Source organism: Thermosulfuriphilus sp., from assembly GCF_054026695.1.
This window is the reverse complement of record NZ_JBPMLP010000029.1, coordinates 1-23974: the sequence shown is the minus strand read 5'-3', so window position 1 is coordinate 23974 and position 23974 is coordinate 1. Positions and strand designations below refer to the sequence as shown.

Annotated in this window: 26 protein-coding genes; 8 read left to right on the top strand and 18 right to left on the bottom strand. The window is 50.8% G+C overall.

The features are described from left to right. The 3 genes from ACXJJX_RS04740 to ACXJJX_RS04730 all read left to right on the top strand — a co-directional run. Positions 1-1279 (top strand): ATP-binding protein (locus ACXJJX_RS04740; protein WP_456432707.1); only part of this gene is annotated, 1279 nt, incomplete at its 5' end. Positions 1280-1311: 32 nt separating this feature from the next. After that, the gene (locus ACXJJX_RS04735) at positions 1312-1725 is read left to right on the top strand and encodes a DUF1178 family protein (RefSeq protein WP_456432705.1); all 414 of its coding nucleotides are present in this window, start codon (positions 1312-1314) and stop codon (positions 1723-1725) included. After that, a complete protein-coding gene (locus ACXJJX_RS04730; RefSeq protein WP_456432703.1) occupies positions 1725-2189 on the top strand; it encodes an FKBP-type peptidyl-prolyl cis-trans isomerase in 465 nt (154 codons plus the stop codon). The genes ACXJJX_RS04735 and ACXJJX_RS04730 overlap by 1 nt, the downstream gene beginning before the upstream one ends. On the opposite strand, the gene topA is transcribed toward ACXJJX_RS04730, so the two are convergent. From topA to ACXJJX_RS04670, 12 genes are all read right to left on the bottom strand, one after another. Next, a complete protein-coding gene (gene topA / locus ACXJJX_RS04725; RefSeq protein WP_456432701.1) occupies positions 2141-4417 on the bottom strand; it encodes a type I DNA topoisomerase in 2277 nt (758 codons plus the stop codon). The genes ACXJJX_RS04730 and topA overlap by 49 nt on opposite strands. Before the next feature lie 2 nt (positions 4418-4419). Continuing rightward, a complete protein-coding gene (dprA, locus tag ACXJJX_RS04720; protein ID WP_456432699.1) occupies positions 4420-5511 on the bottom strand; it encodes a DNA-processing protein DprA in 1092 nt (363 codons plus the stop codon). A gap of 19 nt (positions 5512-5530) precedes the next feature. Further along, positions 5531-6268 carry a hypothetical protein gene (locus ACXJJX_RS04715; RefSeq protein WP_456432697.1) on the bottom strand — a complete coding sequence of 246 codons (738 nt, stop codon included), beginning with the start codon at positions 6266-6268 and terminating at the stop codon, positions 5531-5533. Beyond that, positions 6261-7793, bottom strand: coding sequence for a GAF and HD-GYP domain-containing protein (locus ACXJJX_RS04710; RefSeq protein ID WP_456432695.1), 1533 nt, complete (start codon positions 7791-7793; stop codon positions 6261-6263). The genes ACXJJX_RS04715 and ACXJJX_RS04710 overlap by 8 nt, the downstream gene beginning before the upstream one ends. Next, a complete protein-coding gene (locus ACXJJX_RS04705; RefSeq protein WP_456432693.1) occupies positions 7790-8422 on the bottom strand; it encodes a response regulator in 633 nt (210 codons plus the stop codon). The genes ACXJJX_RS04710 and ACXJJX_RS04705 overlap by 4 nt, the downstream gene beginning before the upstream one ends. A gap of 168 nt (positions 8423-8590) precedes the next feature. Continuing rightward, positions 8591-9016 carry a flagellar protein FlaG gene (locus tag ACXJJX_RS04700; protein WP_456432691.1) on the bottom strand — a complete coding sequence of 142 codons (426 nt, stop codon included), beginning with the start codon at positions 9014-9016 and terminating at the stop codon, positions 8591-8593. A gap of 2 nt (positions 9017-9018) precedes the next feature. Continuing rightward, the gene (locus ACXJJX_RS04695) at positions 9019-11700 is read right to left on the bottom strand and encodes a CBS domain-containing protein (RefSeq protein WP_456432689.1); all 2682 of its coding nucleotides are present in this window, start codon (positions 11698-11700) and stop codon (positions 9019-9021) included. Continuing rightward, positions 11693-12583, bottom strand: a complete 891-nt coding sequence (gene xerD, locus ACXJJX_RS04690) for a site-specific tyrosine recombinase XerD (RefSeq protein ID WP_456432687.1) — start codon at positions 12581-12583, stop codon at positions 11693-11695. The genes ACXJJX_RS04695 and xerD overlap by 8 nt, the downstream gene beginning before the upstream one ends. Continuing rightward, on the bottom strand, positions 12580-13080 hold the full coding sequence (locus tag ACXJJX_RS04685; RefSeq protein ID WP_456432685.1) for a hypothetical protein: 501 nt from the start codon (positions 13078-13080) through the stop codon (positions 12580-12582). The genes xerD and ACXJJX_RS04685 overlap by 4 nt, the downstream gene beginning before the upstream one ends. Beyond that, positions 13067-13723 carry a metallophosphoesterase gene (locus ACXJJX_RS04680; RefSeq protein ID WP_456432683.1) on the bottom strand — a complete coding sequence of 219 codons (657 nt, stop codon included), beginning with the start codon at positions 13721-13723 and terminating at the stop codon, positions 13067-13069. The genes ACXJJX_RS04685 and ACXJJX_RS04680 overlap by 14 nt, the downstream gene beginning before the upstream one ends. A gap of 14 nt (positions 13724-13737) precedes the next feature. Next, positions 13738-14667, bottom strand: coding sequence for a radical SAM protein (locus ACXJJX_RS04675; protein WP_456432681.1), 930 nt, complete (start codon positions 14665-14667; stop codon positions 13738-13740). A gap of 2 nt (positions 14668-14669) precedes the next feature. Then, positions 14670-15509 carry a damage-control phosphatase ARMT1 family protein gene (locus ACXJJX_RS04670; RefSeq protein ID WP_456432679.1) on the bottom strand — a complete coding sequence of 280 codons (840 nt, stop codon included), beginning with the start codon at positions 15507-15509 and terminating at the stop codon, positions 14670-14672. 177 nt (positions 15510-15686) lie between these two features. Between ACXJJX_RS04670 and ACXJJX_RS04665 the strand changes: the two genes are divergently transcribed. From ACXJJX_RS04665 to ACXJJX_RS04645, 5 genes are all read left to right on the top strand, one after another. Continuing rightward, positions 15687-15968 carry a nucleotide-binding protein gene (locus ACXJJX_RS04665; protein WP_456432677.1) on the top strand — a complete coding sequence of 94 codons (282 nt, stop codon included), beginning with the start codon at positions 15687-15689 and terminating at the stop codon, positions 15966-15968. 78 nt (positions 15969-16046) lie between these two features. Further along, the gene (locus ACXJJX_RS04660; RefSeq protein WP_456432675.1) at positions 16047-16523 is read left to right on the top strand and encodes a P-loop NTPase family protein; all 477 of its coding nucleotides are present in this window, start codon (positions 16047-16049) and stop codon (positions 16521-16523) included. Beyond that, entirely contained in the window at positions 16520-17392 is an 873-nt protein-coding gene (locus ACXJJX_RS04655) for an ATP-binding protein (RefSeq protein WP_456432673.1), read from the top strand. Before ACXJJX_RS04660 ends, ACXJJX_RS04655 begins: the two co-directional genes overlap by 4 nt. A gap of 53 nt (positions 17393-17445) precedes the next feature. Next, complete coding sequence (locus ACXJJX_RS04650) at positions 17446-18678, top strand: iron-sulfur cluster carrier protein MrpORP (protein WP_456432671.1); 1233 nt, start codon at positions 17446-17448, stop codon at positions 18676-18678. A 126-nt stretch (positions 18679-18804) separates the two neighbouring features. Beyond that, complete coding sequence (locus tag ACXJJX_RS04645) at positions 18805-20268, top strand: metallophosphoesterase family protein (RefSeq protein WP_456432669.1); 1464 nt, start codon at positions 18805-18807, stop codon at positions 20266-20268. Here the strand turns inward: ACXJJX_RS04645 and ACXJJX_RS04640 are convergent. The 6 genes from ACXJJX_RS04640 to ACXJJX_RS04615 all read right to left on the bottom strand — a co-directional run. Next, complete coding sequence (locus ACXJJX_RS04640; RefSeq protein WP_456432667.1) at positions 20258-21382, bottom strand: 4Fe-4S dicluster domain-containing protein; 1125 nt, start codon at positions 21380-21382, stop codon at positions 20258-20260. The genes ACXJJX_RS04645 and ACXJJX_RS04640 overlap by 11 nt on opposite strands. A gap of 16 nt (positions 21383-21398) precedes the next feature. Next, positions 21399-21827, bottom strand: a complete 429-nt coding sequence (locus ACXJJX_RS04635; RefSeq protein WP_456432665.1) for a hydrogenase iron-sulfur subunit — start codon at positions 21825-21827, stop codon at positions 21399-21401. Between the two features lie 8 nt (positions 21828-21835). After that, positions 21836-22555, bottom strand: a complete 720-nt coding sequence (locus tag ACXJJX_RS04630; RefSeq protein WP_456432663.1) for a 4Fe-4S dicluster domain-containing protein — start codon at positions 22553-22555, stop codon at positions 21836-21838. A gap of 35 nt (positions 22556-22590) precedes the next feature. After that, positions 22591-23196: an FAD-dependent oxidoreductase gene (locus tag ACXJJX_RS04625; RefSeq protein WP_456432661.1), complete on the bottom strand. Its 606-nt coding sequence runs from the start codon at positions 23194-23196 to the stop codon at positions 22591-22593. 13 nt (positions 23197-23209) lie between these two features. Beyond that, positions 23210-23767 (bottom strand): hypothetical protein, encoded by a 558-nt coding sequence (locus ACXJJX_RS04620; protein ID WP_456432659.1) that lies wholly within the window; start codon positions 23765-23767, stop codon positions 23210-23212. Beyond that, on the bottom strand, positions 23736-23974 hold a 239-nt coding region (locus ACXJJX_RS04615; RefSeq protein ID WP_456432657.1), incomplete at its 5' end, for a hypothetical protein. The genes ACXJJX_RS04620 and ACXJJX_RS04615, both read right to left, overlap by 32 nt.

Here is a 23974-nt window from a genome sequence, read left to right as displayed (position 1 = left end):
GAGACCTGATGAGACTTACGTCTACACCCTCATCAGTAGTGTGCCCTTGTTTGAAGAAGGGGAGTTTAAAGGCAGTTTTGCCTTAGTAGCTGACATTACTGAGAAGAAGAAGATGGAAGATCGGTTGCTACACACCCAAAAGCTTGAGGCCCTGGGGACCCTTGCCGGGGGTATTGCCCACGATTTTAATAACATCCTTACTGGCATTATGGGTTATCTGACCCTTTTGCGCCAGAAGATAAAAGATCCTGAACCACTTAAGTTTATCGATATAATCGAACGTTCCAGTCTGAGGGCCGCAGACCTGGTCAGACAGATCCTGACCTTTAGCCGGGATCTTAAACCTACCGGTGAGGGGCCGGTCAACTTGAACGACATTGTTCGGGAAACAGAGGCCCTGCTTAAGGGGACTATGGAAAAGTCTATTGTTCTGGAGATGAGCCTCGCCGAAGCCCTTCCCGCCATTAAGGCCGATCCCACCCAGATACAACAGGCCCTTTTGAACCTCTGTGTAAATGCCCGAGATGCCATGGATGGAAAAGGACGGCTGAAGATTTCTACCTCTACCATCATGCTCGGAGACGAAGATGGTCCCTTCTCCGAGTTGATGGCCGCTCCTGGGCTTTATGTGATGCTTAGTGTTTCCGATACCGGGTGTGGCATTCCGGAAGATATCCTTCCCCGGATATTTGATCCTTTCTTTACCACCAAAGGCCTTGGTAAGGGGACGGGCCTGGGGCTAGCCATGGTTTACGGGATTGTTCGAGGAGCGGGGGGCTACATTCACGTCGAGTCTATCGTCGGTCGAGGAACCACCTTTTATCTGTTTTTCCCGGCTGCCGAGGTCGAGCAAAGAGCCGCTGAACCAAACTTTGTTCGAGGTAATCTTTCTGGTCAGGAAGGAATTCTGGTGGTAGATGACGAAGAACTGATTCGTCACTTGGCCCATGAAATCCTTTCCCGTTATGGCTACAGGGTCTTTTTGGCCAAAGATGGCTATGAGGCTCTAAATCTCTATCAGGCCTTCAAGCAAGAGATAGATCTCGTTATTCTCGATCTGATCATGCCAGAGATGGGGGGAGAGGAGACTTGGGAGCGTCTTCGGAAGATTGATCCTGGAGTGAAGGTTGTCTTTATTACCGGCTATAATCGTACTGATGAATCTAGCCTTGGAGCCCCGATAATTTACAAACCGTTCAATGTTGAGGAATTTCTCCAGCTTATCAGGGCCCGCCTAGAAGAACCGGTCAAAGATTTGGTTGACACGGCCTCTGCTTGAAAGCCTGAGGGGCTCATATTATTCTTTTCCTAATGATTGTCTTTGATCTTTCCTGTGAGAATGATCACACCTTTGAAGGCTGGTTTGCGGATCGGGCCTCGTATGAAGAACAGATGGCTAAGGGGCTTGTTAACTGTCCTATCTGTGGAAGCCACAAGGTGCGGAAGGTTTTCTCTAGGGTGGCCATAAAAAAGAACAGATCTGAAGATCAACCCCAAAACTCTCAGGCCCTTTTTATTAACCTTCTTATTAAAGTCAGTCGTTATGTAGAGGAAAACTTTGAGGATGTTGGGTCACGTTTTGCTGAAGAGGCCCTTAAGATTCATTACGGAGTAGAAGAGCCGAGGAATATCCGCGGGGTGGCCACAGAAGAGGAAGAAAAGGTCCTTAAACAGGAAGGGGTTGAGTTTCTCAAAGTCCCGATTCTCAAGAAGACGGATCACTGATGGACAAGCCAACGGTGAACAGAGGGGTCCGGGTGGTTATCTCCTATAGGGTATGGGCCTCGGGTAAGGTGGTTGATGCCTCCTCCCAGCCGGTAACTTTTATCTGTGGACAAGGTAAGTTTATGCCCTATGTTGAGGAGGCCCTTATTGGGGCCAAGGTTGGCGAACGGCGGCGGATAACCGTCCCTCCGGAACATCACTACGGCCGTTACGATCCATCAAAACTGATAGCAGTCTCTCGGGAACGTCTTCCTGGTGGGGTAGCCCCTGGAGAGGTGGTCCGTCTGGCGGATGAATACTGGGTAATCCGGCCAGCCCTGGTCCGTCAGCTGGCAGATAATTACGCTGTTGTTGATTTTAATCATCCTTTGGCCGGCAAAGATCTCCAGTTTGAAGTTGAGATCCTTGAAGTCAGCTATGATGAAGCCCCGGCCCCTTCTGAACCGGTATCGGGTTCCTCATAAGGCTCACGGTGGCCACATTCCTTGTTGAGGCACTTAAGATAAAGGCCTTCTCTTTTTGATCTTTTGATAACCATAAGAGGAGCTTGGCAGGAAGGGCAGCTTTTGGCCACTGGTTCATCCCAGAGGGCATAACGACAGTCTGGATAACGACTACAAGAGTAGAAGATTTTCCCCCGTCGGGTCCTTCTTTTGACTAGCTCTCCGGTACAACCGGGCTCTGGACAGGGGACACCAGTAGAGATGGGCCGGACGTTTTTGCATTCCGGATAGCCGGAACAGGCCAGGAATTCTCCAAAACGGCTTCGTTTGATCACCATGGGGCGTCCGCATTTCTCGCATACTCCGACCTCCTTTTCTTCTGGCTCAATGATCTTGATCTGTCCGCGGTCGTCCCTGGTGAAGTCTCGGCTGGTCTGACATTCTGGATAGCGACTGCAGACGAGAAATTCTCCAGCCCGGCCTATTCTGATCACCATAGGCGAGCCACAGGAGGGACAGTTGACATCGGTGGCAAGGCCTTTCTTTTTGATGGAGGCCATTTTTTTCTGGGCTGTTTCTAATTCTTTAGCAAAGGTCTCATAGAATTTCTTAAGGACCTCAAGACGGCTGGCCTCGCCTTCTTCAATCCTGTCGAGGGCCTCTTCCATGCGGGCAGTAAACTCCACGTTGATGATGTCCGGAAAATGAGAGACTAGAAGTTCGTTGACCAGAAGACCTAACTCCGTGGGCCGGAGCTGACTCTTTTCCTGTCGAACATAATTCCTTTCTTTGATGGTGGAGATAATCGTTGCGTAGGTGCTTGGCCGTCCGATACCTTTTTCTTCCAGGGCCTTAATAAGGCTGGCCTCTGTGTATCGAGGAGGAGGTTGGGTAAAGTGCTGTTTAGGGATGAGCTCAAGAAGCTCCAATTTCTCTGCCTCTTTGACTGGCGGTAGTTGATGGACCTCCTCTTCGGAATCCTTGGCCTCTACATAAAGACTCATGAAGCCTGGGAAGATGATCACTGTTCCCGTGGCCCTAAGGCCATATTCGCCGGCCTTAATCTCGATGGTGGTCTGCTCGAGTTGGGCCGGGGCCATCTGGGAGGCGACAAAACGCTTCCAGATGAGTTCATAAAGGGCTAGTTCTTCCTTAGAAAGATAAGGGGCTACCTGCTCGGGAGTCCTGTAGACTGAGGTCGGTCTTATGGCTTCGTGGGCCTCTTGGGCTCCTGCCCGGCTTTTGTAGGTGTGGGGCTGATCCGGGAGGTAGTTTCCCCCAAAGGTCTCCTTGATGAAGCTCCTGACCTCAGCAATGGCCTCTGGTGCGGTTCTGGTGGAGTCCGTTCGCATATAGGTGATCAGGCCTACTGGCCCTTGGGGCCCGAGGTCGATCCCCTCATAGAGACGTTGGGCAATGACCATGGTCTTTCGGGCTGGAAATCGTAGTTTTCGGTAGGCCTCCTGCTGAAGAGTGCTAGTGATAAAAGGTGGGGCTGGTTTGCGACGTCGCTGCTTCCGCTTAACTTCTGAAACGACAAACTCTTTGTCCTCAAGATCTCCAACGATGGCCAAGGCCTCTGATTCGTTTTTGATCTTAAGTTTTTCTTCCCCCCGGCTGATGGCCTTGGCCATAAAGGCTTGCCCTGCTTGTCCGGAGAGACGGGCTGATACCGTCCAGTACTCCTCGGGGACAAAGGCCTGGATCTCCCGTTCCCGTTCACAGATGATTCTCAGGGCTACAGACTGGACTCTTCCGGCAGAAAGACCCCGTTTGACCTTTTCCCAAAGGAGGGGGGAGATCTGGTAGCCGACCAGACGATCCAGGATCCTTCGGGCCTGTTGGGATTCGTAGCGGGAGCGATTGAGCTCTACCGGATTGTCTAGGGCCTCTTTTATCCCTCGTTCTGTAAGTTCATAAAGGAGGATACGATGGAAGCGGCGTTTTTTGTGGCGGAGCTCCTCGGCAATATGCCAAGCGATAGCCTCTCCTTCTCGGTCTGGATCAGGGCCCAAATAGATATCTTCTATCCCCTTGGCGGCCCGGCGAAGTTCTTCGATGATCTTCTTTTTGCCGCGAATGATTTCATATTGAGGAGTAAATCCATTGTCTATGTCAACCCCTAGCCTGCTCTTGGGCAGATCCTTAATATGGCCCACAGAGGCCCGCACATCATAGTCTTTACCTAAGACCTTTTTCAGAGTCTTGACTTTGGTGGGAGATTCGACAATAACTAATCCCTTTTTCATTGTTATTTCCCGTCTGATTCCCTCTGAGTTCCAACAACTGCCTGGGGCCTTCTCTGGTACTGCTGTCCGGGAAGAGCCTCTACCAGGCCGGCAAGCTCAAGTTCTAAGAGGATGCCAGCGATTTCAGAAATATCAAGTCTAATCTTGTGGGCGAGCTCCTCCAGGTGCATAGGATAGGGCTCAAGGGCCTCAAAGACCAATTCGGCCTGAGGGCTGAGAGCAAGGTCCTTTGCTGGAGGAGGCTTAAAGGAGGTCTCAATTCTCAGAGCAAAGAGGATGTCTTCTACGGATTCTATTAAGGTAGCTCCTTCTTTTAAGAGTCGATGGGTCCCCTGGCTTTTAAAGGAATAAATACTTCCGGGAACAGCCATTACCTCTCTTCCCTGATCAGCGGCCAAGCGGGCCGTGATCAAAGAGCCGCTTTTGGGGCCGGCCTCAACGACGACAACTCCCAGGCTAAGGCCGCTGATAAGTCTGTTGCGGATGGGGAAGTTCTCCCTTCTGGGACCGGTGCCCAGCGGAAATTCGCTAATGATGGCCCCTTGAGAGCTTATTTCCTCTAAAAGGCCTCGGTTACGCCAAGGATAGGGCACATCGAGGCCGGTTCCCAGGACGGCCCAGGTCGTTCCCCCAGCCTTAAGGGCACCTTTGTGGGCAGCAGCATCAATGCCTAGGGCTGCTCCGCTGACGATAACCAAACCTTCCCGGGCCAGGCCTTGGGCCAGCTCTTCGGCCACCTGGAGACCATAAGAACTCGGGTTTCGGGAACCGACGATAGCTATTGCCGCCCTGGGTTCAAATACTCCCTTAAGATAAAGCACTGGTGGGGCGTCATTTATGTTAAGGAGGGTTTGAGGATAAAGGGGACTTTTAAAGGTGATCAAATCTATGGATTTTTGTTCTAAGGACTTGAGTTCTTTTTCGGCCCGCGCCCAGGTCTTTTTCTGGACAATAGCTGAGGCCACCTTCGGGGATACTCCAACGGAACGAAGTTCTTTTTCGTCCTGACTCCAGATATTCTCCGGGGAATCAAACCTTTCCAGCAAGCGTTTGAAACCCACTGGTCCCAGGCCAGGAATCAGCCAAAGGGCCAACCAGAAAAAAAGCTCCATGTCAGTGGAAACGGAAGATTGCCTGATTCCCTTTAAGCTCTACAGATCCCAGTTCACTGAATAGGTCTCGGGCCAGGGCCAAATTAAGAGCCTCTATCCGCCCTTCTTTGATGATCTCCTTAAATGGGAGGATAGGAGGAAGAGAAAGTCCCAGATAGGAGATGGCTAGGGATGGCTCGGGTCTGGTCTCAAAGGTGACGATCTTGGTTTCATCCTTTGAGAGGCCATGTTCAATGATCCAATTGAGGACAAGATCAACGGCTCCTCTTAAAATAGGATAGACTGTTTTGACCATGACCCCTGAAGGATGGAGGCGGAGGTCCTTTTTGACTTCATGTTTAAAAAAAAGATTGGCCTCCCAAAAGGTGATTTCCTCACGAACAAAATCATTTAATTCGATGAAGGTTCGGTCCAGATTAGTCTTTAAGGAGAAGGCAGAAAGGAGCTGGTTTATCCGTTCTATCTGATCGACCACATTGGCTAGCCTTTCCTGTTCGCCTTCTAGGATTTTCTTGAGCTTTTCGGTCGATTGAGGATCCAGACTGGTCTGAGAGAGAAGTCTTTGGAGGAGTTGGTTTTTCTGTTGGCGCAAAAGCCCTAAAAACTCAAGCTGCATACCGAGGATTTGTAGGGGGCCAGAGAGGTTGTGGATAAAACCTTGGATCAACTGGCCCATTAAGGCCGGCCGAAGGTTTTCGGTTAAAACCTTACACCAAATCTCCTCTGGTTCTCTACTCATGGCCGTTCTCCTTGGAGATTACCCTGATTAAGGCCTCTACTGCTCGACCATCAAACTGGGTCCACTTGTTGCGTTCAAGCTCTTCTAAGGCTTCCTTATAGCTCATAGCCTGTCGATAAGGACGAGTGGAAGTGAGGGCATCAAAGGCGTCAGCTACGGCCAAGATCCTGGAAAGAAGGGGGATTTCTTCTTCCTTAAGACCATCAGGATAGCCCTTACCATCCCAGCGTTCGTGATGGTGTCGGATAATAGCCTTTTCTTCTGGAAGGAGTCCCAGATGGCTGACAATCTCTTCTCCGATTACCGGATGTTTTTTGATGATTTCGTATTCTTCTTTGGTTAAGCGCCCTGGCTTCATAAGGATGTGATCCCTTATACCAATTTTGCCAATGTCATGCAGCTGGGCGGCAAAACGGAGAGAATCGATCTGGGCTTCTTCAAGTTTTAACTCCTTGGCAATTTTGACCGCCCAATCCGTCACCCGCTGAGAGTGTTCCTTAGTGTAAGGATCCTTAGCCTCTAGAGTGGTTACTAAGGCCTTTAAGGTTGAGTGAAGGTTAAGGAGTATACTTTCGTAAAGGATCAGGTTTTCGACATTTAAGGAGGCCCTTTCTACGAGAAGGTGGAGAGTAAATAGATCTTCTTCGCTGAAACTCTTGCCTTCTGCTCCGCGGGCCGCAGCCAAGATTCCCAATGGTTCTTCCCTGATAGCGAAGGGGACGGCGATCAATGAACCCTTGAAGCTGTTGAGTTTTTTTCGGGAGTCCTGGACATACATGACCGGAAGTCCCTCTTTGAAGACCCTAACCAGCCCAGAGTCTGACGTAAGAGAGAGGATCCGATATTGAGCAAGTAGTTCTTGGTCGCCGACTTCGGCCATACTCACCAGTTTTTTTTCATCGGTGTCTGCTATCCAGAAGATGGCCGTATCGGCCTCTGTCAGTCTATGGGCCAGACTGGTCACCTTTTGATAGAGTTCAAGGGTACTTTTGACCCGACTCAGGGTCTCGCTAATGCTAAATAAAATGCTCTGTTCGCGTATCTTTTTTTTCAGTCGGTCGTTGAGTTCTCGAAGGACGGCCTGTTCAGCAGTAAGATTAAGATTTTCGACGATGAGTTTACGCTCTCTAGTGAGCCGCTCCAGGGCTAGTTGAAGATCTGCAAGCTTGAAGGGCTTAGGCAAAAAGTCTGAGGCTCCGGAACGAATGGCTTCGACCAAACATTCAAACGATGGATAACCAGTCATCAGGATGATGACCAGATGACGGTTGATCTTTTTGAGGCGTCTAAGAAGCTCAAGTCCATCCATGCCCGGCATGTAAATATCTAAAATAACCCCGTCTATCTCTTGGGTCTGAACGATTTCAAGGGCCTTGAAGGCGTTAGCGGCCTCGAAGGTCTCAATGTTTTCGAACCGGGCCAGATATTCCTTAATTAGATCCCGAATATGGGACTCGTCATCCACAATGAGGATCCGAAGGCGCCCCTTTTCTAGACTCTTTGGGTAGGTATCTGTCGCTATCAACCTAGTTGCTCCAAGAGGTGTTTTTTGAGGGTCTGGAATTCTTTTTCGTCAAGAAAGCCTTCCTGCTTTAGCCTGATGAGACGTTCCAGCTCCTCAAGAAACTTGGACCTCTTGGATTCATAGACCTCAAGGGGAGGCGTTCCATAAAGGATAGGATAGGCCTCCTTGGGGAGGGATTCCTGGGGGGTCTCTTGGAGGCATTCCTTAAGTTTTTGGAGAAGTAGGCGGTTTTCTCTCTCTAAAGTGACCTTCTCGCAGGCATTCTTAACACTAATCTTAATTTCATCCAGACGGAAGGGTTTCTTGATGTAGTCATAGGCCCCTTGTTTGAGGGCCTCGATTGCTGTCTCCAGGGAGGCAAATCCCGTCACCACAATAACTACCAGATCAGGATAGAGCTTTCGCCCCTCCTTCATAACCGTAACTCCATCCGCTCCGGGCATCTTGAGATCAGTGATCAGGATATCGTAAGGTCTTTGACGAAGGGCCTCGATGGCCTGGTGACCATCGGTGACCAGATCAAGCTCCCGGTCTTCTTCTTCGAGCACCTCGACTAAAAGTTCTCCAATGGAGCGCTCGTCTTCAGCGACCAGAATACGAATTTTCTGATCTGTGGCTTCTTTATCCATTCTAAGGAACTAAACCTTATAAATTAAAGAAAAATTATAATTAGCATTAGCATCAAACCAATAGCACCTTTCCCTCTATTCCACAAGATACCACAAGATACAAAAAATCCTGACAAAGAAGCACGGGGAAGGAGGCTTGGGGCGAGGAGTGAAGAAGACTCCGGTGGATCAGGCCTTCTTCTCAAAAAGGAGGCCGGTCAGTTCGTGAAGCTTTTCCTGGATTTTAAGAAGTTCCTCTGGAGGAATCTGCCTTATCACCTGACCGGTTTTGGGATCTACCACCTTGACCACGATCTGATCGGTCTCTTGATGGACACTGAATTCGATCTTGAAATCAAGGTGGCGGAGATATTCTTCAATACTTTCTGCCAGACGCTCCAACTGTGTTTTATCCAGCCCGCTGACCGGGCCCTCCCCCTCGCTGGCCCGGTTCCTTTCCTCTCCTTTGGCCAGCGGGTTTGGGCTACGCCGTTCGACCTTTGTCCCCTCTGTCTTGGGTACTGGGCGAACTGGCGGCTCTTTGACGGAGATCTCGCGGACCTCCTGGACCTGAACAACCGGAATAATCTTGGCGCCCACACTACTGATATCCATGGTCAGGCCTCCTTCCTTGGATAACCTCTAATCATCTTATCGGTTGCTAATTTTGCCCTCTTTAAAAGAAGGCCTTTGGCAAATTCAAGTTCCTCTTCTTTAGTCTTGACTAGACCATCTATCTTGGCCTCTTTCAGGATCTCTAGGATCTCCCGATAGATAGGTCCTTCGGGAAGACCCAAGGCTTTAAGATCACGGCCGCTTATCTCCAGACGTACCTTTCTCAGCTCACGCAAAAAAAGGGCAATAGCTTGTTTGACTGCGGGATTTTGGGCCTTGGCCAAGCCATAGAGCAGCATCTCTGGGAGTAGGCCTTCAAGGTATCGATATATCTGGCTCCGCGAGATAAGAGAAACCCTCTCAAGGTCTTTGAGGGCCTTGAGGAGCCGGTTTCTTTCTTCGGTAAATCGTCTCATCTTCCGTTCCGGAATCTCTAACCTCTTTAAGGCCTGGGCAAATTGTTTCTGGTCAAGAGGATCAAGGAGGCCTAATAGATAGACCAGCCAAGCTTGAGGGGCCTCCTCGGCAAACTGAAGCCTGTACCAGGAAAGACTGGCTTCGATTTCCTTAATGAGTTCTTCGCCTTTTTCGGTGAGATTTAGATTTTGGTGAATAAAAGGGAGCAGTTCCAGCTCGGCCATCTGTTTTATAGCTGGCAGGGGGTCGCGTTCAGAAAGAATATGGCGCAATTCGTTTAGGAGTCTCCGGCCCGAGAGGCGGTCGATGAGATGGAGCCTGACAGCCCCTCTTAGGAGGTCTAAGGTGTGGCGGCCAATACGAAAGCCATAGCGGGTTGCAAAACGGATGGCCCGGAAGATCCGAGTGGGATCTTCGATAAAGGAAAGGCTATGAAGGACTTGGATGACCCCATCCTTAAGGTCCCTTAGTCCTCCAAAGAAGTCCACCAGCTGTCCGAACCCATTGGGGTTTAGCTTGATAGCTAGGGTGTTGATAGTGAAGTCCCGCCGGAAAAGATCAAGCTTGAGGGATGAGAGCTCTACGGTGGGAAGGGCCGCCGGGTAGGCGTAATATTCCCAGCGGGCTGTGGCTACGTCTATCTTAAAGCCAGAGGGTAGGGTGATCACAGCTGTTTTGAATTTTTCATGAATCGATACCCGTCCGGAGAGACGTCCAGCAAGCCTTTTAGCAAAAATGGTCCCATCGCCTTCAATTACTATATCAACATCTAAATTCTTCTCTCCAAGGAGGAGATCACGAACAAAACCACCGACCACATAGGCATTGTATCCTAAATCCTCAGCCACTTCGCCGGCCATCTTCAAGAGGCTGATCAGCCACCCTGGGAGCCCTTTTTCTAAAGCTTTGCGAAGATCGCGTTCCCGGCGTCGCTCTGGAAGGAGTTTTTCCGGGCGTCTCTCCTTTTCTTGGGCCAGATAATTGAGGAGGTCAGTACGGGTGACGACCCCGATTAAGTAGCCGTCTTTTAGTACGGGAGCCAAACGCTGCCGCTGACTGACGATGATTTCCATTATTCGGGAAAGGGGATCTTCGGGGGAAAGGACCTCAAACTCTTTGGTCATAAAGTCTGAGACTAGGCTTTCTTCAAAATGATGATAAAGAGCCTTCTCAACCACCTCCCGGCTGATAAGGCCATAGACTTGGCCTTCCTTGAGGACAGGAAAAACCGCGGCTCCGGTTTCAGTAAAACGCCGATGGGCCTCTTCGATGGTCGTTGAGGCCTCTATGGTGATGGCCGGAGCACTCATAAGATCTTTGGCCCTTACCGGGGGACGGATAACCTCGCTTAGGCGATTGACGATGGCCTCTTCTACTTCAAGGATTGTCATTCCTTTGACACTGGCGGCAGCGGCCTGAGGATGCCCGCCACCCCCTAAAGGGGTCAAGATCTCGGCCACATTGACCTGATCCAGACGACTCCGGCCGACTACATAAATTCGGCCGTTCATCTGAGCCAGGGCAAAAACGACAGGTATGTCCTCGATGTCCATAAATTTTTGGGCCACAACAGCAAATTCATCAATATAGCGGGAACTTTTGGCCTTGGCCAAGACGATCTCTATTCCCTGGATGTTGAACCGAACGGCAGAATCCAGAAGCTGATTGAGGAGGTCGACCTGTTCGGCCGAAAGATCCTGGCGGACAACCTGACCTACGGTGTTAAGATCAGCCCCTTGTTCAAGGAGCCAAGCGGCTGCCATAAGGTCAGCCGGGGTGGTCGAAGGATAGGTAAAAGAGCCTGTGTCTTCGTATATTCCCAGGGCGATAATGGTTGCCTCGTCTTTGCTAAGACGGATACCTCGATCTCGGATAATCTCCACTAAAACGGCAGTTGCCGAGCCATAGGGCCTGATGACCCGTCGGTGGGCCGGGATCCCTCCCCCGGCAGGCTCTGGATGGTGGTCATAGAGGTGGATCTCGATATCTTTTCGTTTAAGAAGGCTAGCAAAAGGTCCCAAGCGTTCAGGATCATTGACGTCGACTATTACCAAGCAACCCACCTGATCCAGGTTAATCTCTCTGGCTGGTCGGACCTCGACCAGATAAGAGGCCGCCTCCAGAACAAAATGCCTAAGGCCCTTTTCCGTGGCCCCAGGGAAGGCCAGTACAGCCTCTTTGTAGAGGATTTTGGCCGCCACCATCGCCGAGAGGGCGTCGAAATCTGCATTTATATGACTGGTGATCAGAGTAATCTTTTTAGCCACGGGGATGTGCCTGTCTGAAGACTTTAAGGAGATGAGCCCTGTCAAGGTGGGTATAGATTTGGGTTGTAGTTAGGCTGGCATGGCCAAGCATCATCTGGACGGCCCTGAGATCGGCCCCTCCGAGGAGGAGATGGCTGGCAAATGAGTGACGCAGGACATGAGGACTTAGTTTCTTCTCAATGCCCACTTGACGGGCATATCTTTTGACTATTTGCCAAAGGCGTTGTCTGCTAAGGGGCCGGCCACCCCTACCCAGGAAAACATAGTCTGAAACCCGGCCTCTTAGAAAGAGAGGCCTGGCTTCCATGAGATATCTTTTAAGCCAGCCTCGAGCAATCTCTCCAAGGGGAACGACCCGTTCCCGTTCGCCTTTCCCAAAAAGGCGTAAGTATCCTACCTCCATGTTTACTGAAGAAAGCCTTAGCCTTGCAGCCTCACTTATTCTAAGCCCGGTGGCATAAAGAAGTTCAAGGACTGCTTTGTCCCGAAGGCCAAAAGGATCTTTAGTATCAGGGGCCTCAAGGAGAGCCTTCGTTTCCTTGAGAGTTAAGGTCTGAGGAAGGTTGCGGGGCAGGCGAGGGTTTTCCAAAAGTTCGCTAGGATCTTCAGAAACAAGCCCTTCATCCCTGAGATAGCCAAAGAAAGTCCGCAGGCTAGAGGTCTTTCGGGCTAACGTCCTGGCCGAAGCCCCATGGGTCCGCAGCCAGGCCAAAAAGGCCAATAGATCGACTGTCTCTGCCTTTCTGATCTCCTTCTCCTTGTCTTTTAGAAATTCCAGGAACTGCTGAATATCAGAGTAATAGGCCCAAATAGTGTTGTCTGCTAGCCCTTTTTCCAGGGCCAAGTGTTGACGGAAGGCCTCAAGGATGTTGTCGTCTTTCATAGACTGTTTATCTCTTCAAGGGTAGTTTCAGCGTCGGCCCGAAGAAGATCATCCTCTGCGGTGAGGGCGATGATCTTCACTTTGCTGATGAAGCCCTGTTTCTCTACCAGACCCTTCTGGGGATAAAGCCCTTTTAAGGCCTCAAGGGCCTGCCTTACTATCTCTGGTTTTTTATGATCAAGCAGAAGGATCAATGTGCCCCAGTCTTCCGGAAGTCCATATTCCTGGATATACCTCTCCACTGTGCGGTGGAATTTATTGCTTCCGTAAGTTTTATGGATGGCTTCATAGAGCTTCTGGTGTTCTTTGGTCCCCTTTTTGCCAGAGAACAGCTTCTCTAACTCCTCCATATATTTTTGTTTGAGCCAGGGGGACTTAAGGGCCCTTTCTACCCGGGAAAGTGGTTCTCGATGGCGAGAAGTGTGCCGACTTCGGTCTCGCCGCCGGTCTATTTCTCGCCAAGAGGGCCTTTCTCGTTCGTCGTCATAAGGTGCCATGTCTCCTCCCTCCGCAAAAACTATAATAAAAATCAATCTCTGGAAGGACTAAGGCCGTAAGTCGGCCGCCATAGACACAACCAGTATCAATCCCGATCTTGTTGTTCATGATCAGGGGGTCATCAAAGGGGGTGTGGCCGAAGATAACCCTTTTGCCAAAATTAAATTGAGACCAGATAAACTCTCCCCGAATCCAGACCAAATCTTCAGCATCTTGCTGGCTAAGATCCCTTCCGGGTCTCAGTCCGGCATGGACAAAGATGTAATCTTTTGTTTCGTAGAAAAGTCTTAATTCCTCAAAAAATCTAAGATGCTCTTCGGGTATCCGGATAAAACCAGCCTCACTGTAGTCAGCAAGGGTTGTCTCCCCACCATTGAAGAGAAAGATTTCCACATCTTTCCCCTTGAGATACCGAAGAAACATCCACTCGTGGTTTCCCATCAGATTTATTATCCGTCCTGGATGTTCTCGCCTGAGTCTCAAGATCTCCTCGACCACTGCTCGAGGACGGGGCCCTCGGTCTATATAGTCTCCCAGAAAGACCATCAAGTCTTCATCCCAGTTTATGGGAAGGCGTCCCAGAAGCTCTCTGAGGGGATCCAGACAGCCATGGATATCGCCAATGGCAAAGATCCGCCCCAAGCCTTCCTCCCGCCTTAAAACCAGCGAGCTATCCGGGCCTTGACTCGGGAATCCAGCCGTCGCAGTCCAGCCTCTTCGGCTGCCCGGATGGCCTCTAAATATTCCTCGGCTGTTATTCGGCGGTTTAAAGGTGGATACCGAAAGGCCTCTCCACAAGGACGATACTGATCCATTATGTTAACATAGGTATTGGGTGAAAATTCCTTAGCTATCCAACGAAATATCTCCCTGCTCCCGGCAAGCCCCCCAGGGAGAACCAGATGTCTGATAAGGAGCCCTCTTACGGCAATGCCCCGGTGGTCAAGGACCAGGTCTCCGACCTGACGGTGCATTTCCTTGATAGCCTCTCGAGCCCTTTGGGGATATTGGGGGGCCAGGGAGAACTTGAGAGCAATCTTTTCATCCCAGTACTTGAAGTCGGGCATATAGATGTCGAAGACGTCCTCCAGAAGCTTTAAAGTCTCTAGAGAGTCATAGCCACCGGTGTTGTATACCAAAGGAACAGAGAGTCCCCTTTGGGCAGCGATGACCAAGGCCTCAAGGATCATGGGGACTACATGGCTTGGGGTCACAAAATTTATATTATGACAGCCGTGGGCCTCAAGGCTCAACATTATTTCTGCAAGCTCCTCGGGCCCCACGGGCTGACCTTCGCCAAGATGGCTGATCTCCCAGTTCTGGCAGAAGACACAGCCTAGATTGCACCAGGCAAAAAAGATCGTCCCCGAGCCTCCGTAGCCTACCAGAGGTTCCTCCTCACCAAAATGGGGGCCAAAAGAAGCAACAATAGCCTGATTGGCCGTTCGACAGAAGCCTATATCACCAGAGAGCCGATCCACTTTGCAGATCCGGGGGCAAAGCCGGCAGGGAGAAAGGAGGCTCTGGGCCGCCTCTGCCCGCCGAATGAGCTCACCAGAGTCCAAAAGCCTCCGATAAGAAGACATCCTTAGAGACCTTTCAACCAACAGACCTGGCTTCCCAAGGGGGCCTGCAAGGCTTCGGCTACCGGGAGACACTTGGCCTCAAGGATAAAGAGTAGCCTGTCTGCTTCGGCCAACTCATCCATAGTCTCAAAGTGCCCCATCCCTTTGGCGATAATGAAGTCTGCCCTTTTGAAAAGTCTCTTGAACTCCAAGGTAGCCCGCTTGAGATCCAGACCGACAAAGGTCCCGGAGGCAATGACTTTTACTGGTAGAGGGCCGATATGTTTTAGATCGGCCAAAGAAAGATCGTTCTGAATGGGGCTCTCTTTTACGGCCAAAAAAATCTCCTTGCCCATTCTTTTGAGGGATTTAAGGAGTGGCAAATCAAAGAAGATCTCTCCAGCATTATCGGCCAGATAGAGGACTAATCTGGCCTCCTTTAGTCTCCGGGCGGCTTCGTTCCGATGATCAACGGAGAAAGAGACCCCCCGGGAGACCTTTTGAGTTAGCTCTTTAGGGTTGCGAAAAAAGTCAATGGCATTTCCCAGACTGGCAAAGGCGATGAGATCCGAAAAACTCTCTCCATAATTACCCTTGAGGCGGAAGGCCAGCTTCTTGGCTAGCCGGATCTCTTCCACCTTGACTCCTTTGAAGGGATCTTCATCTTGGGTGATCTTTTTGATGATATTCTGGAGCCTTTCAGCCATTCTGGGAGGGGGTTCCTCCAGACGGAAATGTTCTTCCAGATAGGCCAAGGCCGCCTCCAGGGCCTCTCTTTTCTTCTCTGGTGTAGAGTCAGCCACGGAGATAGTCTTCTGGATTAAGCCTGCCAGGCAGTCTTGGCAGAGATTTTGGGCCCACACTTTAAAGCTTCTCCTCTTCTTGACAGGTCAAACCCTAGGGCCTACTCTCGGCTAGAATTGAGGTGACAAAAACAGTAAGCTGTTGAGCTGCTGGATTAAGAGGCCATAATATCCTTAAAAATCTATTATATTCATGCATAACCGAGCCAGAAGGTCAAGCTTCTAGGGGAGGGGAGAGTGATTATTGCTGTGGCCAGTGGTAAGGGGGGGACGGGGAAGACGACTATTTCTGTAGCCTTAGCCCAGGTCTCTGAGGGGCCGGTTCGCTTTTTGGACGCCGATGTAGAGGGTCCTAATAGCCATCTTTTTTTGAGGCCCAAGATTGAAAAGACCTTCAAGGTATATCTTCCAGTGCCGGAGATCGACGAATCTCGTTGTACTTATTGTGGGCAGTGTCGAGAGATCTGCCGTTTTTCAGCCATTACAGTGATCGGTCAGACCATTCTTTCCTTCCCTTAGATGTGTCATGGGTGTCTGGGCTGTGTACTCGTCTGTCCCGAGATGGCCCTCCGGGAGGGCAAAAGGGAGCTTGGTTTGGTGGAGACGGGGCTGTCCGGAGAGATGAGTTTTGTCCAAGGGCGTCTAAGGGTAGGAGAGGCCATGGCCTCTCCCCTTATTCGGGCCATCAAAGAGATGATCGATCCTCAGGCCCTAAACATTGTTGATTGTCCTCCAGGGACGGCCTGTGCCGCCATTTCAGCTCTGAAAGGGGCCGATTTTTGTCTTCTAGTGGCTGAAGACACCCCTTTTGGTCACCACGACCTTAAAGCGGCCCTTGAGACTGTGGCCCTGATGGGAATTCCTGCTGGAGTGATCATCAACCGGGCTGGTCTTGGAGATCTCTCTGTCAGGCAATATCTCCAGGCCAGAGAGATCCCCATTCTTCTGGAGATCCCCCACGATCGAGAGATAGCCAGTGCCTGTGCCCAAGGGATTCCTCTGCTTAAGATTCGGCCAGACCTGACCCGGCCTCTTAAAATGGTGCTGGAGGCCATTTTACGGAGGAGCCGATGAAAGAGATTGTAGTCATTAGTGGCAAAGGGGGGACGGGAAAGACGAGCCTTGTGGCTGCTTTAGCTGCCTTGGCTGAGGAGAAGATTCTTGCAGATTGTGATGTCGATGCCTCAAACCTTCCCCTGGTTCTTGAGGCTCAGGTCCGCCATCAGGAGACCTTTGCCTCAGGAGAAGAGCCCCTTAAGGAAGGAGACCTATGTATCCGCTGCGGCCGTTGTTATGAACTCTGTCGTTTTGGGGCCATAGACCCCCAAGACTTCTCTATAGATGCCCTTTCCTGTGAAGGCTGTGGAGTTTGTGCCTGGTTTTGTCCGGAGCAAGCCATAGAAATGTTGCCGGCTAGAGCCGGTGAACTCTTTATTAGCCAAACCCCTTATGGTCCCTTGGTCCACGCCCGACTTTTTCCAGGAAAGGAGAACTCTGGCAAACTGGTAACTCAAGTCAAAAAAGAGGCCCGTCGCTTGGCCGAAGAGGCTGGAAGTCGATTTATTTTTATTGATGGGGCCCCGGGGGTAGGCTGCCCGGTGATTGCCTCAATCTCCGGGGCCTCGGTAGCAGTCGTGGTTACCGAGCCTACAGTGGCTGCAGAACATGACCTTCGGCGGATCCTCCATCTGACCAAACACTTTAATATCCCAACCTGGATAGTGATCAACAAGTATGATCTGGAACTTGAAGGCTGTCAGAGGATCATCTCTGCCGCCACCTCTTTCCAGGTTGGGATTCTGGGCAAAATACCTTATGATGAAGATGTCCCTCGGGCCATTATGGCAGGAAAACCTTTGCCGCATTTCTCTAACGGGCCAGCCTCCCAGGCCCTCATAGAGTTCTGGCAACGATTGATTGAAGTTGCTGGCCAGAGCTGGTAGTTTCTTCTTCTGGTTTTTAGAAACCTTTGCTAAAAATATTTAGGAGGGCAATAATGGCTGAAGAAACAAAATCTGCCGCCGGCAGTCTTATCCTCGAACAGCAGGACAAAAAGATCAAGGAGCGCCTAGCCAGGATAGAGAACAAGCTCCTTGTCCTTAGTGGTAAAGGGGGGGTAGGCAAGAGTACAGTTGCCGTCAATCTGGCCATTGGGCTCTCTCTTCAGGATTTTCATGTCGGGCTCCTTGACGTTGACCTTCATGGGCCAAATGTTCCCAAGATGCTGGGCCTACGTAAGGGTAAGCTTCAACGTCGTCCCGATGGTTCCTTAGGTCCTATTGTCTATTCGCCTAATCTCAAATTTATCTCCATTGAGCCCCTTTTGCCTCGCGAAGATGCCGCCGTTATCTGGCGGGGGCCTATGAAGATCTCGGCCATCAGACAGTTTATTTACGATATTGATTGGGGTGATCTTGACTATTTGGTCATCGATGCCCCCCCTGGCACGGGAGATGAACCCATGACCGTGGCCAAGACCATCCCCGATGCCTACGCGGTAATTGTGACCACGCCTCAAGAAGTCTCCCTCATTGATGTCAAGAAGTCTATCAGCTTCTGCCGCCACGTAAACATGACCATTTTAGGGATTGTTGAGAACATGAGTGGTTTTATCTGCCCTCACTGTGGCAAAGATGTTGATCTCTTCAAGATCGGAGGTGGTGAACGACTGGCCAAGGAATTGGGTATTCCCTTTTTGGGACGGATTCCGGTGGATCCCCGGGTGGTGGCTGCTGGGGATGCTGGCAAGCCCATGATTGCTGCCTATCCGGAATCTAAGACTGCCGAGGCCTTTGAGAATCTGGTCCGCAACGTCATTGCCGTCACCCAACAGATCAAAAAAGATCAGGAAGAAGGCCGCCTTATGCGCATCGCCATTCCTGTGGATGGTGCCAAGGTCTCCGAACACTTTGGTCAGGCCCCTCTTTTTGCCTTTTACAATGTAGAAGGCGGCCATGTAGTAGGTAAAGAGGTCCTCAAACCTCCACCCCATGAACCTGGAGTCATTCCTCGATGGCTTGCTGAACAACGGGTCACAAACGTCATTGCCTCCCAGATGGGCCCCCGGGCCCTAGAGCTCCTTGAAAAAGCCGGCATTAAGGTCCTCCTAGGGGCCCCCCAGGATAATGCCGATCAGGTCTTGGAGCGCTTCCTTAAAGGGGAACTCAAAGGGGATAGAGCCGCTGTCTGTGATCACCAAGGATCTGGAATTTGTGGATCCAGTTCCTGATTTTCCTCGTTAGCCAAGAATCCTCCCTTCAGGCCTGTCTTTTTGACAGGCCTTTTAATTTTTAGCCTTTTATTCTCATCTTTTAAGTTTTATTGTCTTCTATAATCCGGACAAGGAGGACAAGCCATGGCCGGATATCCCTTACGTTATATCTGTCTTTCTGATCTCCATCTGGGAGAGGAAGATGGCCTCCTTACCAATCTTTATCCCGGCCAAGATCGGGTCGACCCCCAGAGGCCCAGTCCGGTCCTAAAGGCCCTTTCGCTCTGCCTAGGGGAGTTGGTAGAGGCCTCTGATGAACCCCCGAGCCTTATCATCCTCGGAGATGGTCTGGAGCTGGCCCTCTCCAGTCTTGACCAAGCGGCCATGGTTTTTGAAAGATTATTGGAAGTCTTTTTTGTGGAAAATGGGCCGCTTTTCAAGGAGATCATCTATCTGCCAGGCAACCATGACCATCACATCTGGGAGGTGGCTCGAGAGGTTCAGTATGCTGACTATGTAGCCCGAAGTCTTTCCCCTGGACCAAGCCTTCCTCAACCCTGGCACCATTCGCGCATGCTGGCTCAAAAGCCTTATCATCTAGTAAGGCCGGTCTTCCTTGAGGCCCTTATCCGTCGCTTTGAGTCCCTTAAGGATCTGAGCCTCAAGGTAGCCTATCCCAATTTTGCCCTTCTTGATTCCAAGGGCCGAAGGATTGTCTGCTTTCACCATGGCCATCTCATAGAGCCTATCTATCTGTTGATGAGCATTCTGAAAAAGATTCTCTTTCCTGCTTCGGGAAAAATTCCTCGCCTTGAACAGATCATCTCCGAGATTTACTCCCAGATGAATATAGACCAGATAGAGGCGGAGAACTTTGCTTGGATTGACTTTTTCTGGTCCACTATGGGGCGCTCTGGAGAGGCCGGCCAGAGGATGGAGACCATCTACGAAAAACTTCAGGCTCTTGAGACCCTTAAAGATCTTATTGATCATGTGGCGCAGGCGGTGGCCCAGGAGATCGATATTCCTTATATTCCGGGGGAGATACTGGAGAAGAAGACAGTTCAAGTCATCCTTGAGGCCCTAATCAGAGGGGGAGTTGGTCAGGAGCGCCATCGGGAACAGAGAATCCTTAGTTCAAGACTTTCTCGAAATCTTTCAGCCTATCTGGCTGGTCCCGTGGCTCAGCAGATACAAAAAGAATCAGGCCTTGAGGCCTCGTCGCTGGAGATGACCTTCGTCTTTGGTCACACCCACAAGCCCTTTTTGCGTCCAGAGAAGATCGATCCCTACCTTGGTTGGACGAAGATCTACAATACCGGGGGCTGGGTAGTCGATCGCCTAGAGCTTCTTCCTATCTATGGGGCCAATTTGGTTTTGGTGGATGCGGATCTCAATGTGGCTGCTCTAAGGATGTTTGTCCAGGGAAGTGACCAGAGCCCGGCTCCCGAAGAGGTCCGCTCCTCAGAGGCCGAGGGCAGTCCTCTTTTTAAATGGCTTGCAGAATTCAACTACCGGAAGGATCCTTGGAGGAGCTTTATTCGGCTCTGTCAGGATGCGGCTCAAATCCGGGCCGCCCACCTAAGAAGAAGGGCCTTCAGAGCTTAGGAGACCAAGTTTCCCGATAGGGAGCCTCAAAGTCCTCGAGTTCTTCCTCCTGATAGGTAGTTAGAGGAAGAGGTTCGTCTAGGAGCCGACCGGGCTGGTAGCTGAAAAGCTCTTGCCCCATTTGGGCTATCAAGGAAAAGATCCTAGAGATGGGAATTCCTGCCGGGCAAGCGTCCTCACACATCCCGCAGGAAACACAGGAGAGGCCGATATGGTTCATGCGTCCGAGATGAAAGAGAAGCATATCGGGAGGAAGTCTGAGCCCGCCTTTGCGTTGGGCTCGACGCAGATAATTATCAGCTGGGGATCTAAAGGCTTCGGAATCAAAAAAACATTCCCGACAAAAGCATATCAGACAGACTCGCATACAGTTGCGGCAGTTAATACAAGAGGAAAGACTATCTAGAAGCCCATCTACCCCGGAGATTTTCCGGGAGAATATCTCCTGGGCCCTTTCTCGTTGATTCCTTCTCTCTTTTAAGAAGAGCTCAAGGGAACCTTGGCGTCCGGAGATCTCCTCGGTCTGGAATTCTAGGGCCTTAAGGATCTCCTCACCCCTCAGGGAATTGGCTAATAGGGCCACCTGATTATCCGGAACCCCGATGGTGGCCAAAGTGAGATCCGAAATTTGGCTGGTAAATCGAGAGCAGATCTGACAAAGAGACCGAAGGACCTCAGGGGCTCGGGGTTGGATTCTCTCCAGAGTTTGCCAGAGGACCCTTCGGTCTCTAGTCCTCCAGGCCCTAAGGGTAATAACCCCTGGACAGTCGAGACTTATGGTTAGGACGTTCTGGAGATGGGCTTGTTTTAGCTTGACGAGCTCTACCAAGGCAGCCATCTCACAAGGCCGCAAAATCACAGCAATCCGTTCCCTAAGTGGGCCCTTTAGTGTCATTCGAGAAATAACCCGGGCCATTTGCATAGGCATAGTGGGAGGTACAGGATAGCTTTGAGAGATCTTTTCTTTGTCCCGGGTCAGGATGGGTACGAAAGAATGGTCCGATCCCAGGGCCTGATGGCTGATAACACCCTTTACCAGTCCGGCCTCCAGGAGTAAGCTCAAAAGTCTTCGTCCGGCCTTATTCAGGTCGGCCTCGATAACCGCTCCCGACATCTGTCTCCTCCTTCATTTAGGTATCCCACCTGAGCCTTAAAGGATTTGGGCCTTTTTGGGCGATATGTTGGCTGAATTCTCCCGCTGTATCCGCCAGTCTTTTTCCCTCTCCGTGGGCTACCCAACGGAGCCAAATTCGGTCGCCAGAAAGCCCTAGGGTTTCAAAGATAGTCTTCAAGAGAGCAATTCGGCGACGCCCCCGGAAATTGCCCTGGTTATAATGACAATCTCCCGGATGGCAGCCACTGATGACAAAGCCATCGGCCCCCTCGATAAGGGCTCTGAGTATATAGACGGGATCCAGAGCTCCAGTGCACATTACCCGAAACGTCCGAACGTTTTCCGGGTATTTGAGCCTGAAGGCCCCGGCGGTTTCTGATCCTCCAGAACCACACCAATTACAAAGTCCATAGACGATCATGGGAGTAAACTCTTCCTTTTTCATGGCCCACCTCATTCCAAAATGGCGTCGATAGCCGGAATCATCTGTTCACCGCGGGCATCTCGGATATAGGCAGCCTCAGAAGGACAGGCCGCCAGACAGGCCCCACAGGAATCACAAAGAAAAGGTCTTACTCGGGCTATTTTTTCCTCTGAATCTATCTCCCTAGCTTGGTAGGGGCAGACCTTTACACAAAGACCACAACCTACACATTTGGCTGAGTGTACCTCGGAGACAAAGACAGCGTTTGGGGGAGGAAGCTTCTTTTTGGGAAGGACTACCAAGGCTCGACCAGCAGCATCTTTGGCTGTAAGTACGGACTCGACCACAGCACGGGGAGAGTGGGCTAGCCCTACAGGAAAGATTCCGTTTGAGGCCAGTTCAAAAGGCTTCATCAATTGCTTAATAGCTTCTTCAAAAGGACAAACATTGGTCTCTGTTTCAAAGAACCCCTCTTTGTCCAGAGAATATCCAAGAAGTCTGGCCAGACGTTGATTTTCTTCCCTAGGAGGCTCAACTCCCACAGAGAGGATTACTGCCTGGGCGGAGATGATCCTTTCCTTCTCTTCGACAACATCAAAAACCCTGACCTTGAGCCCCTCTTTGTCTGCTTCTACTCGAGGGTAGCGTTTTTCGGAGAAACGGATGAATCTGATTCCGGCCTCCCTAGCCATACGGGCATAATCTTCCTTAAAGCCATAGGTATTGAGATCCCGGAAGACTATAGTCACAGAAGATCCCTTTTTTTGAAGTTCAAAGGCGTTCTTCAAGGCCTGAGAACAACAGAAGCGGGAACAAAATGGACGGCTTTTGTTTCTTGAACCCACACACTGGTCATAACTACTGATTGGGCCGAGAAGCGATCTTGCCTCAGAGCCAACTCTAACTCCCTCTGGGTCATTATTCGAGGGTCTTTTCCGTGGCCGAAGGACCCTTGGGGATCAAAGGGCCTAGCTCCAGTGGCGACAATGACTACCCCTGCTGAGACAAGAATTTTTTGACCTTTCTGGATTATTTCGGCCTTAAAATGACCAGCATAGCCCCGAATGTCATCTATCCTGGCTCCCCTTAGAAGGTTGATTCGGGGATGGTTTTCCACCCTTTTGGCCAAGTTTTTGACAAAAGTAGCCAAATCATTTCCTTCAAGGTCAACAGAGAGCTCCCGGGCCAGACCTCCGAGGACTTCTTCTTTTTCGACCAAAGTGACCGGAAAGCCTCGGTCAGCAATAGTGATGGCTGCCGTCATCCCTGCCGGTCCTCCACCAATAATCAGGGCTTCCTCTTTAAAGGTCTCTGTTGGTACTGGCTCGACTCGGCTATGGCGAACCTTCTCGACAGCTGAGGCAATGAGGGCCAGGGCCTTTTCGACCATTTTGTCCCGATCCTTATGGACCCGGATGACATCTTCTCTCAGACGAACAATTTCTAGGAGGAGAGAGGCCAGCCATCATTGCTGTCTTGCGAAACTTGAGCAGTTTTTGCAGAGGGGTACAGACGGCCAAAACCACCCTATTGATCCCAGCCTCTTTGATCCGGCTAGCCGTTTCCTGCATGGTTGGTGGAGTACAACAGGCCCTAATGAGCTCGGCATGAAAGACCCCCGGGAGTCTGCTTACCTTTTCGGTTAAGGCCTTCAGATCAAGGGATTTTTCGAATTCTCCAAAACAAGAACAGATGAACACCCCCGTCTTGGGAGGTTCTTGATCCACCGGTCGTAGCTTGGGTGGTGTTGGGGGCTTTAGGTTGGGTTTGCCCAGAAACTCTAGAATTTCGCTGGCTACTCCATAGGCCTCCCAGACTGTTTCTGGATTTCCCTTGGGGCCAGTAAACTCACCTACAGCAAATATTCCGGGGACGTTGGTCCTTCCGGCCGAAAAGGGCTCGGTCCAACAAAAGCCATGACTATCTGCTTTAAGGCCACAGATCTTTGAGAGGTGATCCATTTGGCTGGGGGGCCTCTGACCAGTGACCAAGGATAACCAAGCCGGCCTTAAAGAACTCCCTTCGGCTTCCTAGGCGGTAGTCAACCACCAGGTCGTAGTTTGATTCCTCACTGAGTCCGAGCTCTTCGGCCCGGATAATCCTTATCCCCGAGTCCACGGCCCTCTGATACCAACGATAATGTCCCTTACCGAAGCCTCGGTACTCCT